Below are 14,925 nucleotides of genomic sequence, written 5' to 3' on the forward strand. Positions count from 1 at the left end.
CTTCTCTATCAAACGGTGACCAAACGCCCGGCGGCGTCGTACCAACGGATTCGGGACAAATCGGGTTGCAGCTGCAGAACCTGCTTGGGCGACAGCGCCATGTCCGAGGGCAAAGCCGCCCGGAAAACGCCCTGCGCCTGCAATGCGGTGACCAAGGTATGTGCCCCCAGCGGTTCAATGACATCGGCCTGCAAAGTCAAACCCTCACTGGCCGGGTGCAGGTCTTCGGGCCGGACACCCAGAGTGAGCGCCTCATACCCTGTGGGCCCGGCCAGGCGCATGCCCGCGACCTCAAAGACGCCCGGCTGCAGCGCCACGGCGGGCAAGAAATTCATGGGGGGGTTGCCAATGAAACCCGCCACAAAGGTGGTGGCCGGGTTGCGGTAAATCTCGATGGGGGTGTCACACTGCACGATCACCCCTTGGTCCATGATGGCGATCCGATCGGCCAGGCTCATGGCTTCGACTTGGTCGTGCGTCACGTAAATGGTGCTCGCCTGGCTTTTGGCCAAAATCGTTTTGAGCTCAGCGCGCATCTCTAGGCGGAGCAAGGCATCCAGGTTGGACAAGGGCTCATCCATGAGGATGACTTTCGGCTCCACCGCCAACGCCCGTGCCAGCGCCACCCGTTGACGTTGCCCGCCCGACAACTGGCCCGAATACCGGTGCAGCAACACTTCCAAGTGCACCAACTCGGCCACTTCTTGCACCTTTTTTTCCACCCAGGCTTGTGGTTTTTTCTGCATGCGCAGCCCGAAAGCGATGTTTTCAAAAACCGTCAAGTGCGGAAAGACCGCGTAGTTTTGAAACACCATGGACAAGCCGCGGTCTCTGGGTGCCAAATTGTCAATGCGCTGTTCACCCACGTGGATGTGGCCGACATCGGCGGTCTCCAATCCCGCCATGATGCGCAGCAAGGTCGATTTGCCACAGCCCGATGCACCCAGCAACACCAAAAACTCCTGGTCTTGGATGTGCAGATCAATGCCTTTGAGCGCGCGAAAATCGCCGAAGGATTTCTCAATGTGTTGGATTTGAATTTGGGCCATTTTTTTCATCGATTGGAAATGCCCCACATCGCAAACATGTGTTTGCGAATCAGGAACATGAAAACCGCAGCAGGCAACACCAACAAGGCACCCCCCGCAAACTTCAAGTGCAAAGGCGCATAGTCCAAACTTTGCAGCAACAGGGCTGTGAGTGTTCTGTTTTGGACGGTCAATACAGAAGCGGCAAACACCTCATTCCAGGAAATGATGAAGGCAAACACCGCTGACGCCACCATGCCAGGCAAGGCCAAGGGCAGCACGACACGTGCAAAAGCCTGCAGTTTGTTGCAGCCAAATACCCAGGCCGCCTCCTCCAGTTCAACGGGGATGCCCGAGAACAAGGAATAGGTAATCAACACCGAAAAAGGCAGCGCCAGCATGGTGTGAACCAGTGCCAAGCCGATCAAAGAGTCGTCAATGCCCCATCGAATGAAGTACACCGTCAAAGGCAAAGCGAGCAGGGGCAATGGGAATGCGCGGGTGAGCATGATGAGCATGCGAAAACCGCCCTTGCCCTTGAACTCATAGCGTGCCAACGCATAACCCGCGGGGGCGCCCAGCGTGATGGACCCCACCATGGTCAGCATGGCCACGGCCAATGAATTGAACAAGGACTTCAACACGCCCTCGTAGTCCAGCAGGTACTGGATGCTGCCCACGTCCAAGTGGGGCACCGCGTTTTTCGGGAATGAATTGACGGCCTCGGGTGTGGACAAGGCATTGGCGAGTAAAAAGTAGATGGGCAAAGCCACCCACAAACTCACCAGCGTGGCCCCGGTGAGCAAAATCATCCGTGTACGGCGCTGTCTTTGCGCCAGCGTCAGCACTGCGCCCGTCATGCCGAGGCTCCTTGCGGCGTGCGCAATGCACGCAGATAAATGAGGGTGGACACGATGGACACCCCCAGAATGACCATGGCCATCGCTGCGGCGACCGGGCCGTCTTGCAAATTGAATTGCCAGTTGTAGGTCTCACTCATCAAGACCGGGAACTTGGTTCCCGACAAAGCGGCCACCACCGCGAACACCTCAAAGGCCAAGATGGTCCGTAAGATCAGGGCGGTTTGCAAACTGGGCTTGAGCAAAGGCAGTGTGACATGCCGGAACTTTTGCCATGCACTGGCGCCAAACACATCGGCCGCTTCACCGTACTCCTTGGGTATCAGCCCCATGCCAGAGACCAAAATCACCAGGACGATGGCGGTGGCCCGCCACACTTCAGCCAACACCACGGCCACCAACAGGGTGGCTGTATTTTGAAAAGCCAAAAAATTGAAGGGCTCCGACGAGATGCCCAATGTCACCAACGCCGAATTCAGAAAACCGGTTTGTTCAAAAATCGCCAGCCAAATGATGCCGGCAGCCAAGTCTGAAATGCCCAGTGGCACCGTCCAAACATACAGCAACAGATCACGGCCCTTGCGGATCTGGCTCAACATCTGGGCCATCGCCAATGCCAAGACCAGCTGCAAAGGAATCACCAATGCCGCGAGCCACAAGGTGTTTTTGAGCGCAGCGCCAAATTTCCAATGGCTGCTCATCGTCTGGAAGGCCGCCAGAGAAAATCCCCCGTTGGCATCGGTAAAAGCCAAGCTGGCCACGCCATAAAACGGCACGACAAACAAGGCCACGGTGAACAGCGTGGCAGGCGCAATCAACCCATAAGGCAGCAAGCGTTGGTTCATGGTCTTTTTGGGGGGGTGTCTTCGGTCTTTGACAAGCGGCAAGCCGGGGCTGCCACCACATTCAGGCCGGTGCCTTGCGCCGGCACCGGACCTGAATCAACAGTTCATCACACCATCACTTGACAGGACAAGCGCCCACCGATGGCTTGTCAGGCTCCCAGCAAGGGGCATTGGCTTCTTGCATGATCTTGCGCAACGCGGCGGCTTGCTCGTCCAGCACCGCTTTGACGGGTTGACCGGCCAGAACCACACGCTCAAAGGTGTCCACATAGACCTGGTTGAATTTGCCCCCCAATGCACCCAAGCCCACAGGCAAGAGGCCTGGGTTGGCATCGGCCGAGCCGGCTTGCTTGGCGATGGCCTCTGCGGTGATGCGCACCGAAGGCGGCATGTCGGCCGGAATCTTGACGTCCACAGTGGGGAAGAAGTTGGTGGCACGCAAGGTGGCCAGCTGAACTTCAGGCGTCATGAGGTAGGCCACCAGCTTTTCTGCACCCGCTTTGTCAGGGGCTGTTTTGGGAATGGCCAGACCCGCCAAAACAGGCATGAAGCCGCGCCCCGTGGGGCCGCTGGGTGCAGGAAAGGCCACAAAGTCATTGGGCTTGGCGTTGAAGGCATCGGCCAATCGTGCAATGTGGTCAAAAGCCACCCAGACTTGCTCGTTTTTCAGCGGCTCTTGCATCTGGTTAAAGCCTGTGGACGAGGCGTGCGTGTATTTCCAGAGCTCTTTGAACATGTTCCAACCGGCCTCAGCCCCTGCTGAGCGGTACTCCGTGACCATGGAGTCTGCGTAGGAGGGGTAGAGGTAGCCTTGGAAAAAGCGGTGCTTCAAACCTTGCGGGCCGGCCGGAAAGCCAAATTTGGGGCCGCCTGTTTTTTCCGCCATGTTTTTGGACCAAGCCACCAACTGGTCATAGGTCAGTTTGTTGATGTCGGCACCGGCAGGCAAATACGGCAAGGCTTTTTTGTTGGCGGCCATCACGAAAGTGGCTTGCATCCAAGGGATGTATTTTTGCTCCGATGTGCCGAGTTTGCCGAGTTTGACAAATGCTGGACTGATTTTGGACGTGGCACCCAATTTGCTCAAATCTTGCAAATCTTTGGTGTTGCTCGACAAGCCACCGTGCAAAGCACCCAACAAGCCAATGCTGCCTTTGCCCGCTTGCAATTCGGCGTTCAAACGGGTGAAGTAAGGACCGTCGTTGTTGGTCACGAACTCGACGGGCACGGGGCTGCTCTTGAGCACGATCTCGCGCACATCTTTTTGCTCGTTCACCGGCGTGGCCTGCGTTGACCAAAACAACACGGATTGCGCATTCACCGATGCGGTCGCCAACAGCGACAGACCCAACCCGACCAGCACCTGCTTGGCGGGACGTTTCATCTGTTTCATCCAATTCTCCTTGTGCAATATCGGGCGGTACCGTCCGAAAGGTAAGCGGTTCAAAACCGTTCCAAAAACGTTTTTGGAACGCACAGTGTCTCAACTTGGGGGCCTCAGAAAAAGGGGGTTTACCCTAGTTTTCGCGTCAGAATTGGGCGCTCAAGCCCCTGGGCCGCCAACGAGCGCACGCGGCAGGGCCTGGGCCGATGTGGGCAAGGCCTGCGCGGTTTGTGGGTGAGATAACAGGACTGCGCCTCGACCACCGCCGCGGGGCGGCGCCGAGGGCTTGAGGGTCAAAAAACCAAGTGCTCAGACACGGGATCGTTGAACTGGGGCAACGCACCGGCTTGAGGCTTGGCCACAGGAATGCGGGCACCCGAGCGTGCGAACAGCGGCAAGTGGTTCAAGGGCGCATCCACCCAGTGATGGGTGCCCGCGGCCAAAGGCGCACGGGTGTAGAAGTCAAACCAGCTGGCGCCGCCGGGCAACTGGGGCAGGTACACCCGCCGCTGCCGATCACCTGGCGCCACCACGGGGGCGACCAACAGGTCATCACCCAGCATGAAGTCATCGGCATCTTCCAGACACTGCAGATCGTCCGGAAAATTGAAAAAGGTGGGCCGGATGATGGGGCGATGCTGCTGGCTGGCGGCCTCAAAGCATTGCCACAGGTAAGGCAGCAAACGGTAGCGCAAACGGATGGCTTGCGTGACCGCCTCGGTGACTTGCGGATGCATCCAGGGCAAATTGCTGACATGGCCCTCTTTCCAAGAGTTCATGACCATGCGCGGGTTCAGGCTGCACGCCTGCACCCACCGCAAAAACAACTCGGCATCGGGCACTGGCCCGAAGAACCCGCCCACGTCGTGCCCGATGTTGAACATCCCCGACAGGCTCATTTGCAAACCGGTGCGGATGTTCCACTTCAAGCTGGCCCAACTGGTGGTGTTGTCCCCAGACCAAGTTTGCGCATACCGCTGCAAGCCCGGTGGCCCAGCGCGGGTGATGGTGAAGACCAGGTCATCCTGCCCGGTTGCACGGGCATGGGCTTGCTGCGACTCGAAGGTGGCACGCGTCATCAGCAAGCCATGCAAGGGCCGGCTGCGGTGCATGGGCAGGGTCTGTCCCAGACCCGCACTGAAGGCGTCTTCGGCCTGGATGGCGTATTCGTTGTTGTCGTTCCAACCCACATCAATGCCACGTTGCAAGATTTGCGCTTGGAGCTGCGACTGCCACCACCGAATGGCCTGCTCGCGGGTGAAGTCCAGGTGCGAACCCTGACCATCCCAATACGGCTCCACCACCGCTTGGCCAGTGCCTTCGTGTTCAATGAATGCGCCTTGACGGGCCAAATCGGCATAAGCGGGGTGATCGTCCAGCAAGCAAGGCTTGAGGTTGGCCACCAGCTTCATCCCCGCCGCATGGAATTTGGCGTTCACCCGCTCGGGGTCTGGGAACTTGTCGTGGTTCCAAGTGAAGACATAGCGCTGCTTGCCACGACTGGAGTAACCGGAGCCGTAGTGGAAGGCAGAAATGGGGACCTGGTGCTGCTGGCATTCGTCAATGAAGGACTCCAGCAAGACTTGGGCGCGGGGCGAGTCGGCCAGACCCATCGCCGTTTGGGCAAAACCCAGGGTCCAGCGGGGTGGCAACAAAGTCCCGCCCACCAGCTGCACAAATTGCGCGATCACCTGCGCGGGGTCTGCACCCACCATCAGGTAGTAGTCCAAATCGCCATCGTCGATTTCGGTCGTGCGGAACAAGCCGTGGTAGTTGTCATGCTCACAGCCCAAGTCAAAGGTGCACGCCGACAAGGTGTCGTAGTAAATGCCGACCCACAAACCTTCCACGGTTCGGGTCAGCAAAAATGGCCAGTGCTTGTAAAGCGGATCACCACGTTCTGGGTCATAACCGATGGAGTCCTGCCCCAAACACCGCAACCGCCTGCCATGCAGATTCAGGGGCCCCGTTTTGTCACCCAGGCCGTAATAGTGTTCGCTCGGCGAGCGCACCACACAATGGCGCACCAAGCCCGTGCGCTGCTCACTCAAATAAGCACTGGTGACCCGGTCCGACTGAAAGACACGCCCTGTGGCCGGCTCGGTCCACGTCAGCCGCACGGGCTCGCCTGGCCCCCCCCGCCATTGCACGGCCAATTGCTCGGTTTGCAAGCCGTGCCCTTGGGCCAGCGGGGACAATGCGGGCCGCTCAAAGCCGGCCAAACTGCTGCGTTCGCGGCCGTGCCAAGGCACATCTTCGCCCGCCACAGGCGCAATCGCCCAGGTGCGCGGTTCTTTGTAAGCGGGCGTCGCTTGCCAGCTCACCCGGGCCATGGTGGGCGATAAAAAAACCAGCCGCAATTGGCCACCCGCCGCTAAAGCGGCGACCGCATCGGCATCTGCCCCCCCGGGTTGCGCTTGCCAAGCCCGCGTTTCGACCGGTTTCATGCTGCGGCCCTTTCCATGCGTCGCCCTTGCGCGTCAAACACATGCACATGGTGTTCGGCCACCGTCATGTGAACGGTCTGCCCCACCGACAAAACCAGCTCCCCATCGACCAACAACTCCACACGGGTTTGGTCTGCCAGCTCGGCGTGCACCAGGCGTTGCGCCCCCATGTACTCGGCGTGGCGCACCGTCATGGGCAGGCCTTGGCCAGCTTCACACGGCTGCCAATGCTCGGGACGGATGCCCAACAGATTCGCCCCCGCTGGCACCCACGGCAGCCAGCCCGCGCCCGCCCGTGCCCAAGCCGCAGGCACAAAGTTCATGCGCGGACTGCCAATGAAGCCAGCGACAAAGGTGTTGCAAGGTTGTTCATACAGCGACACGGGGGTGCCCACCTGCTCGACCAAACCCGCCCGCAGCACCACGATGGTGTCGGCCATGGTCATGGCTTCGACCTGATCGTGGGTCACATAAATCATGGTGGCGCCCAAGCGTTGGTGCAATTCACGCAACTCGCTGCGCATGGAGACGCGCAACTCGGCATCCAGGTTGGACAACGGTTCATCGAACAAGAAAATTTTGGGATTGCGCACAATCGCCCGCCCGATGGCCACCCGCTGGCGCTGCCCGCCCGACAACTGTGTTGGGCGGCGCTGCAACAAGGCTTCTAGCCGCAGCAAGGTGGCGGCCTCGTGCACCTTGCGCTCGATCTCGGCACGCGGCACTTTGGCGTTTTCAAGGCCAAACGCCATGTTGTCGTACACCGTCATGTGCGGGTACAGCGCATACGACTGGAACACCATGGCACAACCGCGCTCGGCAGCGCCCAAGTCGTTGACGCGCTCGCCATCGATCAGCAAGTCACCTTCGGTCGGCTCGTCCAGCCCGGCAATCATGCGCAGCAAGGTGGACTTGCCACAACCGGACGGTCCGACAAACACCACAAATTCACCATGGGCCACCTGCAGATCCACGCCGTGGATCACCGAGGTTTGGTCAAACTTTTTGTGCAGCGCACGCAATTCAAGGGTGGACACGATCAAGGACCTGACAATCAAGAGGAATAAAGGTTCACTTCACACCCGCACCAGCGATGCCGGTGGTGATGTAACGCTGGAGAAAAGCAAACACCAAGGTGACGGGCAACAAGGTGATCACCGTCATGGCCAAAAGGTAATGCCACTGGGTGTTGAGCTCACCTTGGAAGGAGTTGAGCGCCAGTTGCAGGGTGAAAAACTCATTTTTAGACAGCACGATCAATGGCAGCAGGAAATCGTTCCAACGCCACATGACCGAGAAAATCGCCAACACCGCCAAAGCGGGTGCGGACAAAGGCAACACGATGCGCCAATAAATGCGCCACTCACTGGCGTGGTCCATGCGAGCGGCCTCCATCAACTCGTCGGGGATGGTCAGCATGTACTGCCGCAGCAAAAACACACCGGTCGGTGTGGCCACGGCAGGCAGTATCACACCCCACAAGCTGTTGAGCAGACCCACCTCGTTGATCACCAAAAACACCGGCACCAAAATGATGGTGGGCGGAATCATCAAGGTGGCAATGATCAAAAAGAACACCCCTTTTTGTCCGCGAAATTTGTACTTGGACAAAGCAAACGCGGCCATGGAGTTGAACAGCAAAGTCAGCACCGTGGCCACCACCGTGATGAACACGCTGTTCCACAGGTAAGTGCCAAAAGTGAACTTGCCAAACAAATCGGTGTAATTGCTCCAAGCGAACTTCAAGGTGTTGACGGGTTCACGCTGGCGGATGTTGACCTGCACACGCTCTTGCGGGTCTGCGGGGTCGACCATGGTGGCCATGATGCCGATGCGCCCCACCTGGGCCATGTCGCGTTTGCGGCCATCGTCCAGCGTCACGGTGAACAGCGGCAAGGGCTTCTCGTGCCCCACCACCACCACGGTTTTTTGGGTGTAGGGCATGAAGGTGGGCGGGAACTGCCCAATCGCCGCCTCGGTCTTGAACGAGGACATGACCAACCAGACCACGGGTGCAAACATGGTGAACAAGCCCACCACCAAGTAGGCGTAACTGAGCACGTCGGTCCAGTCCAGCCGCTGTCGGCCACGGGTGCGCCACAAAAAATTCATCCAAGCCATTTCAGCGCCCTTTCTGGCCAGCTTCGCTGGCTCGGGTCAGCCGCAGCTGGGCCAAAGTCAACACAATCAAGAAAAACGCCAACGCCAAAGAAGCCGCAGCGGCCAAGCCATACAAATGGATTTGCTCGGCAAAACCCGTTTGGTAGATGAACTGCACGATGAACGTGGTGGCAGAACCTGGGCCGCCGCCGGTCAATACGAACACCTCGTCAAACACCTGCACCGCCCGGATAGCCGCCAGCACCAACACCACAATCAAATTGGGCATGAGCAAAGGCAGCGTGATGCGGGTCAAGGTGCGCCAAGGGCTGGCGCGGTCCATCTCGGCCGCCTCATACAAGTCTTTCGGAATGGCCTGCAAGCCCGCCAACAAGATCAAGGTGTAAAAGCCCATGTGCGCCCAGATGGAGACAAACACCGTCCAGAAGAAGGCCCAGCCCGAGTCGGTCAGCCACTGCACAGGGGGCATGTCCCAGGCCACCAAGCCGGCATTGAAGGCGCCTTGGCTCTGCAGCAGCCATTTCCAAATCAAGGCCACCACCACAGGCGACAAGAGCACGGGGTAAAAGAACACACCCCGCCAAAACCCGCGCCCCAAAATCTTGCGGTTGAGCACCAAGGCCGTGACCATGGACAACAGCACCATCAAACCCACCTGGATGAAGCTGAACTTCACGGTGTTGAAAATCGCCCGCCAAAACACATCTTTGCGGCAGGTGGACAAGTCCAGGTAATCACCGCATTCGAACAAGATTTGGAAGTTTTCCGCACCGGTGAATGGCCGCGTCAAGGGCATCAAATTCACGCCACCGGTGACGGCGTAGATCAAGTTGATCAGGATGGGCAGAAAACAAAACAGCCCAAACACCAGCAAATTTGGCGCCACAAACAACCACCCCAAACGCTGCAGCCCGAGGTGTCGCTGCCCGAACCTGAAAAAGGGCTCGAGCAGATTGAAAAAGAAAGCGAGAAATCTCATAGAGGAACCTCACCTCGCCGTGCCAGCGAAGCGATCAGCAAACCCACCAAAAAAGCGGTGTGGGCACCCCGTGCCCACACCTGCGTCGTTCACCCTCGTGGGGGGGGTTACTTCTGGGCTTGCTTGATGGCGTCTTGCATGTCCGACGTGATCTTGTTGACCGCTTCGTCGGTGCTCATTTCACCCACAATCGCCTGCGTCACGCGGCTGACCGTGGGCAGCATGATGGCGCGGTTGAACTTGTAACCCTGGAACTGGTACGCCACAGGGGCCAGTTGGGCCACACCGGCACTGAACACGCCCAAAGCGGCTTTGGCCGCAGGTTTGGCACCCGCATAGTCCACCCCTTTTTTGGCCAAACCGGCATGCGCTGGGATGTTGTTGGTGCGGGCGCTGAACTCGGCATAAGCGGCCTCAGAGGCCATGAAGTCCATGAAGGCGCCAACCTCTTTGGGGGATTTGCTGGTTTTCAATGCCACCCAAGCTGCGCCACCCGGAATGCCGGAGCAAGCGGCAGGTCCGCAAGGGTTGGGCACCGCGACCCAATCAAAATTGCTGCCCACTTTGTTTTGCAGGTTGCCAATTTGCCAGCTGCCGGCCAGCACCATGGCCACATTGCCGTTGATGAACTCATCGATCGACGAGGCGTAGGTCGAGCCGCCCGTGCCAGCCCAGACCTCGCGCATCATGCCGCCATCTTTGTGCCAAGCGACAAATTTATTGACGGTGGTTTTGTAGCCAGCATCAATGACGGGGTTGCCCTGAGCATCAAACACCTTGGCACCGTAGCTGATGGCGGGACCTGCAAAACGGTGGCCTGAGCGGTCCCACGCCGCAGCGGCTTTGATTTGTGTGGCTTTGGCGACCTTGCGGCTCGCTTCCATCCAGTCGTCCCAGGTGGCTTTGGCGCCTGGCATCGGCACCTTGGCCTGCTCGAACAGGGTTTTGTTGACAAATGGACCGGTCATGGTCAGTTGCGACATGAAACCGTAAATGCCTTTGTCGGTGGCGCTGGGGCGCAGCCAAGCGGCGGTGGCGCCAAAGTTGTCGTCCCAGTATTTGCGGTTTTTCAGGTGCGCCGAAATGTCCATGTAGTACTTGGACAGACCGCCCAAATCGGTCACGCGGGCAATGTCCGGGCCTTGACCTGCGGCCAACTGCACCGGCAGTTGTTCCACGATGGACTTGTAAGGGACCGTGTCGATGATGACTTTGGTGCCGGGGTTTTGCGCTTCAAAACGTTTGGCCAGCTCGGCAGTGACCTCGCACTCCACGCCGTCTTGGTAGCACATGACACGGATTTCGCCGGCTTGGGCCAAGCCCGCCATGGCAGACAAACCAAGCGCCAAAGCCAGGGGGCGGATAGAGACAGATTGCATGGGGAACTCCTCGTTTAGTGGTGAAAAGAATATAGTTGAAAGATGAAGAAACGCGCTTATCGTTTATACGAATGCTGAATGAATTAACACCCAACCCTGCGACATCGGTGGCGAATCCGGCGGCGTACCGCGCAGCCCTCGAAGCCTTGTTTGGACCGTTGGTGCCCCACACACAGCCCGTGCAGGCGCAACTGGCCCACCAACTGGTCCAGGCCGATCGGGTGCTGGAGGTTTGGCGCCTGAGCGCAGGCGCGCCTGCTGGGGCCCACTGGCGCTTGACGGTGGTTTGGCCTCGGCTGCCAGGGCGCTGCCCGGTGCTGCTCAGCCCCGATGGTTGCTGGCCCCACGTGGTGGGCCACGAGGCCGCATCGACGGTCTTGCGTCAAGGCATCGCTCTGGCTTGGTTTGACCGCACAGAGCTCGCGTTTGACACGGCCCCTGGGCAAGGCGGGGGGGGTTTTGATGGGCAGCGCCACCCAGGCCGCAGCGCCTGTCTGGCGGTCTGGGCATGGGGCCTGCAGTGCGGTGTGGATGCACTGCAGGCCATCGGCCCAGAGCGCATGGCCAGCGTTGCGGTCATTGGCCACTCGCGGGGCGGCAAAGCGGCCTTGCTGGCCGCGGCGCTGGACACGCGCATCGCAGCCGTCATCGCCCACAACAGCGGCACCGCAGGCGCCGCCTCTTTGGCCATCCAGCCGGCCGGTGCAGAAAGCCTGGCGCAATTGGCCCAGCAGTTTCCCCATTGGCTCGGTCCTGCCATGCAAGAGGCGGCCCAGCGCGAGCGCCTGGTGGAAATGGACTTGCCTCGGCACATGCTGAGCCAAATCGCCCCAAGAGGCTTGTGCCTGCTGCAAGCCCAAGACGATCTGTGGGCCAACCCGGCCGGCACGCGGCACATGGCCGATGTGCTGCGCCCCCTCTGGGAGCGCGCTGCGCCAGAGCCCCACGGGGCGAGCCGCCTGCAATGGCACGCACGCACCGGCGGCCACGCCATGACCGCCGCCGATTGGCAGACCGCTGCGCGCTTCGTGCGCGAGGTGGTGGGGTGATGTGCGCGTCACCGCAGTCACGGCTCTACAGGGGCGCCAAGGCATAAGCGCCTTGGGTCAAATCAATCGCCTGCCCCGTGCGCGCAGACTCTTGAGCGGCCAAACCCATCATCACGGCCGCCAAACCATCGCGCAAACTCACCTCGACCTGCCCTTGTCCACGCACCACCGCATGGAAGCGCTGATGCTGGTACAAAGTCGAGCCGTTGTGGTCCCCGGCCGCCAAAGCCACCGGATCCACGGGCACATCCAGCTCCCAAGGGCCCTTGGGGTCTCGCGGACTGATGACCACTTTGGGCACGGGGGCTGCACCCAAATGGTCAGGCCAGAACCGGCCGGGTCCGGGCACAAAACATTCGGCTTTGCCACGCGTGCCGACCAGTGAAATTTCCTCTTGGTAACGTGCGCCTTCGGCGAACATGCACAACTCCAGCAAGGCACGCTGGCCCTGGGCGAAGTCCACCACCACATACGCGTTGTCCAGGATATCGGGCACACCCTCGGCATAGCGCTCGTCCAAGTGGTTATGGGCCACAGAGGCTGAGGCGTAAATCCTCACCGGTTCGCTGCGCAGCACATGGCGCATCAGGTCAAAAAAGTGGCAGCACTTTTCGACCAAGGTGCCGCCGGTGTAGCGGTTGAACCGGTTCCAGTCACCCACCTTGACCAAAAAGGGGAAACGGTGTTCGCGGATGGACAGCATCGTCAGCGGCCCGGTGTGCGCTTGGCTGTGCGCCTCCTCGCTCAAGCGTGCCACGGGTGGCATGTAGCGGTACTCCATGGCCACCCAAATTGGCGCGGGGTAGGACTTTTCCAGCAAGGCCAATTCATGCCAAGACTCCAGCGAGGTGCAGGCGGGCTTTTCCAGCAAGACAGGCAAAGGCCGCAATGCCGCGATCTCGGCCAATTGCTGCGCATGTCGGAAGTTGGGACTGGCCACCAACAAACAGTCCACGTCGGGCGATGTCACCACATCCTCTAAGCTGTTGGCACGCTGGCTGCCGGGCGCCATGCCCAAGCTGAGCGCCGCCATGGCATCGTCGGGCTCAAAAATGCGCGTGACCGATGCACCGGGCAACAAGGCGATGTTGCGCAAGTGCTCCTGGCCCATCATGCCGCAGCCGATGATGCCGTAGCGCACCTTAGAAATCTGGGGGGTAGTCAAAGCCATCGCTCCTTCAAAGGCATGTGATTCAAGGGCCCGCCAAATCCGACGGGCGCAACTGGTACTGCTGGCACAAGGCCAAAAATGCGGGCAAGGCCGGGTCGATACCCGTCTCTTGCCGCAGCAACTCGGCCACGCGGGGGGCCATGCTGGCGGCCAAGCGCGCATCCAAAAACAAAACCCGCCAACGCCGGGCCAACATGTCTTCGACCGTGACGGCCCATTCCGCCCGCGCAGCGTAACGCACCATCGCGGCCGTCAAGCCCAGCCCCAGCATCTCTTGCGCGCCAGGGGCCTTGGCCACCAGATCGGCGTGCGTGCCCAGCAGGTGCAGGCCCGGGGCGTCGCGCAAGCTCACGGCACGGGTGCCTGGGGGCGGCGCGCCCCACAAAGGGTGGCGCTCGGTGTGGGCATGGCGCTTGGGCGCAGGCAAATCACCCGCCTGCACCAAGGCGGCCATCACGTCTTGCGCCATGCTGCGGTAAGTGGTCCATTTGCCACCCGTCACCGTGACGAAACCGGGCGCCTCCCGCGCAATCAGGTGTTCGCGCGACAGCTGCGCCGTGCCCCCCGAAGCGGCAGAGCCCGTGCCCACCAAAGGGCGCAAACCCACCCAAACGCTTTTCACATCTTGGGCCTGCAAGCGCACACCCCAAGCCCGCTCGGTTTCCTTCAGCAAAAAGGCCAACTCTTCGGCCATAGGGCGTGGCTCCAGCGGTGCATCGCTCCTGGGCGTGTCGGTGGTGCCGATCACGGTGGCGCCCAACCAAGGCACGGCAAACAACACACGTCCGTCCGACGTGCGCGGCACCAATACGGCCTCTTTCAAAGGCAGCAGTGCCCGGTCCACCACCCAATGCACCCCTTGACTGAGCTTGACCAAAGGCAGCGCAGTCTGCCCCGAAGGGGCTGCAGGCAAGGCCAGTTGCCGCAGTGCATCGACCCAAACCCCGGTGGCGTTGACCACACTCCGGGCTTGCAACTTGGCGGTTTGGCCCGTGAGGGTGTCTTGCAAAGTGACAAGCCAGCCTGGGCCCTGCCGGGCCAAGCCCACCACCCGCACATGGTTGCGCACGCGCGCGCCACTGGCCTGGGCAGTTCGCGCCAAGGCCAGCGCCAAGCGCGCATCCTCAAACTGCCCATCCCAATAACGCACAGCCCCCACAGTGCCGGGCAGGCAAGGAGGACCGGCCTTCAAGGCATCCGCACGCCAGGTTTCGGTGGGCCCCAAGCTCAAGCGGCCCGCCAGCCATTGGTACAGCTTCAATCCGCAAGCGGTCACCCCCCACGACCACCAGCTTCGCGCATGCACCACAAAGGGCAAGGGCTGGGCCAAATGGGGGGCCAGGCCCAGCACAATGGCGCGTTCGCGCAAAGCCTCGCGCACCAGCTTCATGCGCCCCTGCCCCAGGTAACGCACCCCGCCATGCAGCAACTTGGTCGAACGCGACGATGTCCCGCTGGCCCAATCACGCGCCTCTGCCAGCACCACTTGACGCCCCTCCAAAGCGGCCTGAACAGCCACACCCAAGCCGGTGGCGCCGCCACCGACCACCAGCACATCGCAGGGTGCTGAGGTCCAGTCTGAAAGCTCAGGTCGAAGGTTCATACGGCGCGAAAATGTTGTTTTGTTTTCGATTATTTTCTTTTATGGTTTATATCGGGAAT

At 60.3% G+C, this 14,925-nt stretch carries 12 protein-coding genes; 1 reads left to right on the plus strand and 11 read right to left on the minus strand.

All coding sequences use genetic code 11. From position 1 onward, the window contains the following. Positions 1-8 precede the first annotated feature (8 nt). The 9 genes from ACHEXK_RS12670 to ACHEXK_RS12710 all read right to left on the minus strand — a co-directional run bounded on the left by ACHEXK_RS12670 (position 9) and on the right by ACHEXK_RS12710 (position 11,043). A complete protein-coding gene (locus ACHEXK_RS12670) occupies positions 9-1,049 on the minus strand; it encodes an ABC transporter ATP-binding protein (protein WP_416546684.1) in 1,041 nt (346 codons plus the stop codon). Positions 1,050-1,054: 5 nt separating this feature from the next. Next, complete coding sequence (locus ACHEXK_RS12675) at positions 1,055-1,888, minus strand: carbohydrate ABC transporter permease (protein WP_416546685.1); 834 nt, start codon at positions 1,886-1,888, stop codon at positions 1,055-1,057. Further along, a complete protein-coding gene (locus ACHEXK_RS12680) occupies positions 1,885-2,733 on the minus strand; it encodes a carbohydrate ABC transporter permease (protein ID WP_416546686.1) in 849 nt (282 codons plus the stop codon). The genes ACHEXK_RS12675 and ACHEXK_RS12680 overlap by 4 nt, the downstream gene beginning before the upstream one ends. Before the next feature lie 115 nt (positions 2,734-2,848). Beyond that, positions 2,849-4,126 (minus strand): ABC transporter substrate-binding protein, encoded by a 1,278-nt coding sequence (locus ACHEXK_RS12685; protein WP_416546687.1) that lies wholly within the window; start codon positions 4,124-4,126, stop codon positions 2,849-2,851. Positions 4,127-4,410: 284 nt separating this feature from the next. After that, on the minus strand, positions 4,411-6,564 hold the full coding sequence (locus ACHEXK_RS12690) for a TIM-barrel domain-containing protein (protein WP_416546688.1): 2,154 nt from the start codon (positions 6,562-6,564) through the stop codon (positions 4,411-4,413). Continuing rightward, the gene (locus ACHEXK_RS12695) at positions 6,561-7,601 is read right to left on the minus strand and encodes an ABC transporter ATP-binding protein (RefSeq protein WP_416546689.1); all 1,041 of its coding nucleotides are present in this window, start codon (positions 7,599-7,601) and stop codon (positions 6,561-6,563) included. Before ACHEXK_RS12695 ends, ACHEXK_RS12690 begins: the two co-directional genes overlap by 4 nt. A gap of 34 nt (positions 7,602-7,635) precedes the next feature. Continuing rightward, positions 7,636-8,676: a carbohydrate ABC transporter permease gene (locus ACHEXK_RS12700; protein ID WP_416546690.1), complete on the minus strand. Its 1,041-nt coding sequence runs from the start codon at positions 8,674-8,676 to the stop codon at positions 7,636-7,638. A 10-nt stretch (positions 8,677-8,686) separates the two neighbouring features. Beyond that, complete coding sequence (locus ACHEXK_RS12705; RefSeq protein WP_416546691.1) at positions 8,687-9,664, minus strand: carbohydrate ABC transporter permease; 978 nt, start codon at positions 9,662-9,664, stop codon at positions 8,687-8,689. A gap of 107 nt (positions 9,665-9,771) precedes the next feature. Continuing rightward, positions 9,772-11,043, minus strand: coding sequence for an ABC transporter substrate-binding protein (locus ACHEXK_RS12710; RefSeq protein ID WP_416546692.1), 1,272 nt, complete (start codon positions 11,041-11,043; stop codon positions 9,772-9,774). A gap of 71 nt (positions 11,044-11,114) precedes the next feature. Here ACHEXK_RS12710 and ACHEXK_RS12715 point away from each other — a divergent pair, with 71 nt between their 5' ends. After that, the gene (locus ACHEXK_RS12715) at positions 11,115-12,092 is read left to right on the plus strand and encodes a hypothetical protein (RefSeq protein ID WP_416546693.1); all 978 of its coding nucleotides are present in this window, start codon (positions 11,115-11,117) and stop codon (positions 12,090-12,092) included. Positions 12,093-12,117: 25 nt separating this feature from the next. On the opposite strand, the gene ACHEXK_RS12720 is transcribed toward ACHEXK_RS12715, so the two are convergent. Together ACHEXK_RS12720 and ACHEXK_RS12725 are read right to left on the minus strand one after the other, a co-directional pair. Beyond that, positions 12,118-13,263, minus strand: a complete 1,146-nt coding sequence (locus ACHEXK_RS12720; RefSeq protein ID WP_416546694.1) for a Gfo/Idh/MocA family protein — start codon at positions 13,261-13,263, stop codon at positions 12,118-12,120. A gap of 22 nt (positions 13,264-13,285) precedes the next feature. Next, a complete protein-coding gene (locus ACHEXK_RS12725) occupies positions 13,286-14,866 on the minus strand; it encodes an FAD-dependent oxidoreductase (protein WP_416546695.1) in 1,581 nt (526 codons plus the stop codon). Positions 14,867-14,925: the final 59 nt, after the last annotated feature.

Source organism: Limnohabitans sp. DCL3 (genome assembly GCF_048019295.1).
Taxonomy (GTDB): domain Bacteria; phylum Pseudomonadota; class Gammaproteobacteria; order Burkholderiales; family Burkholderiaceae_C; genus Limnohabitans_A.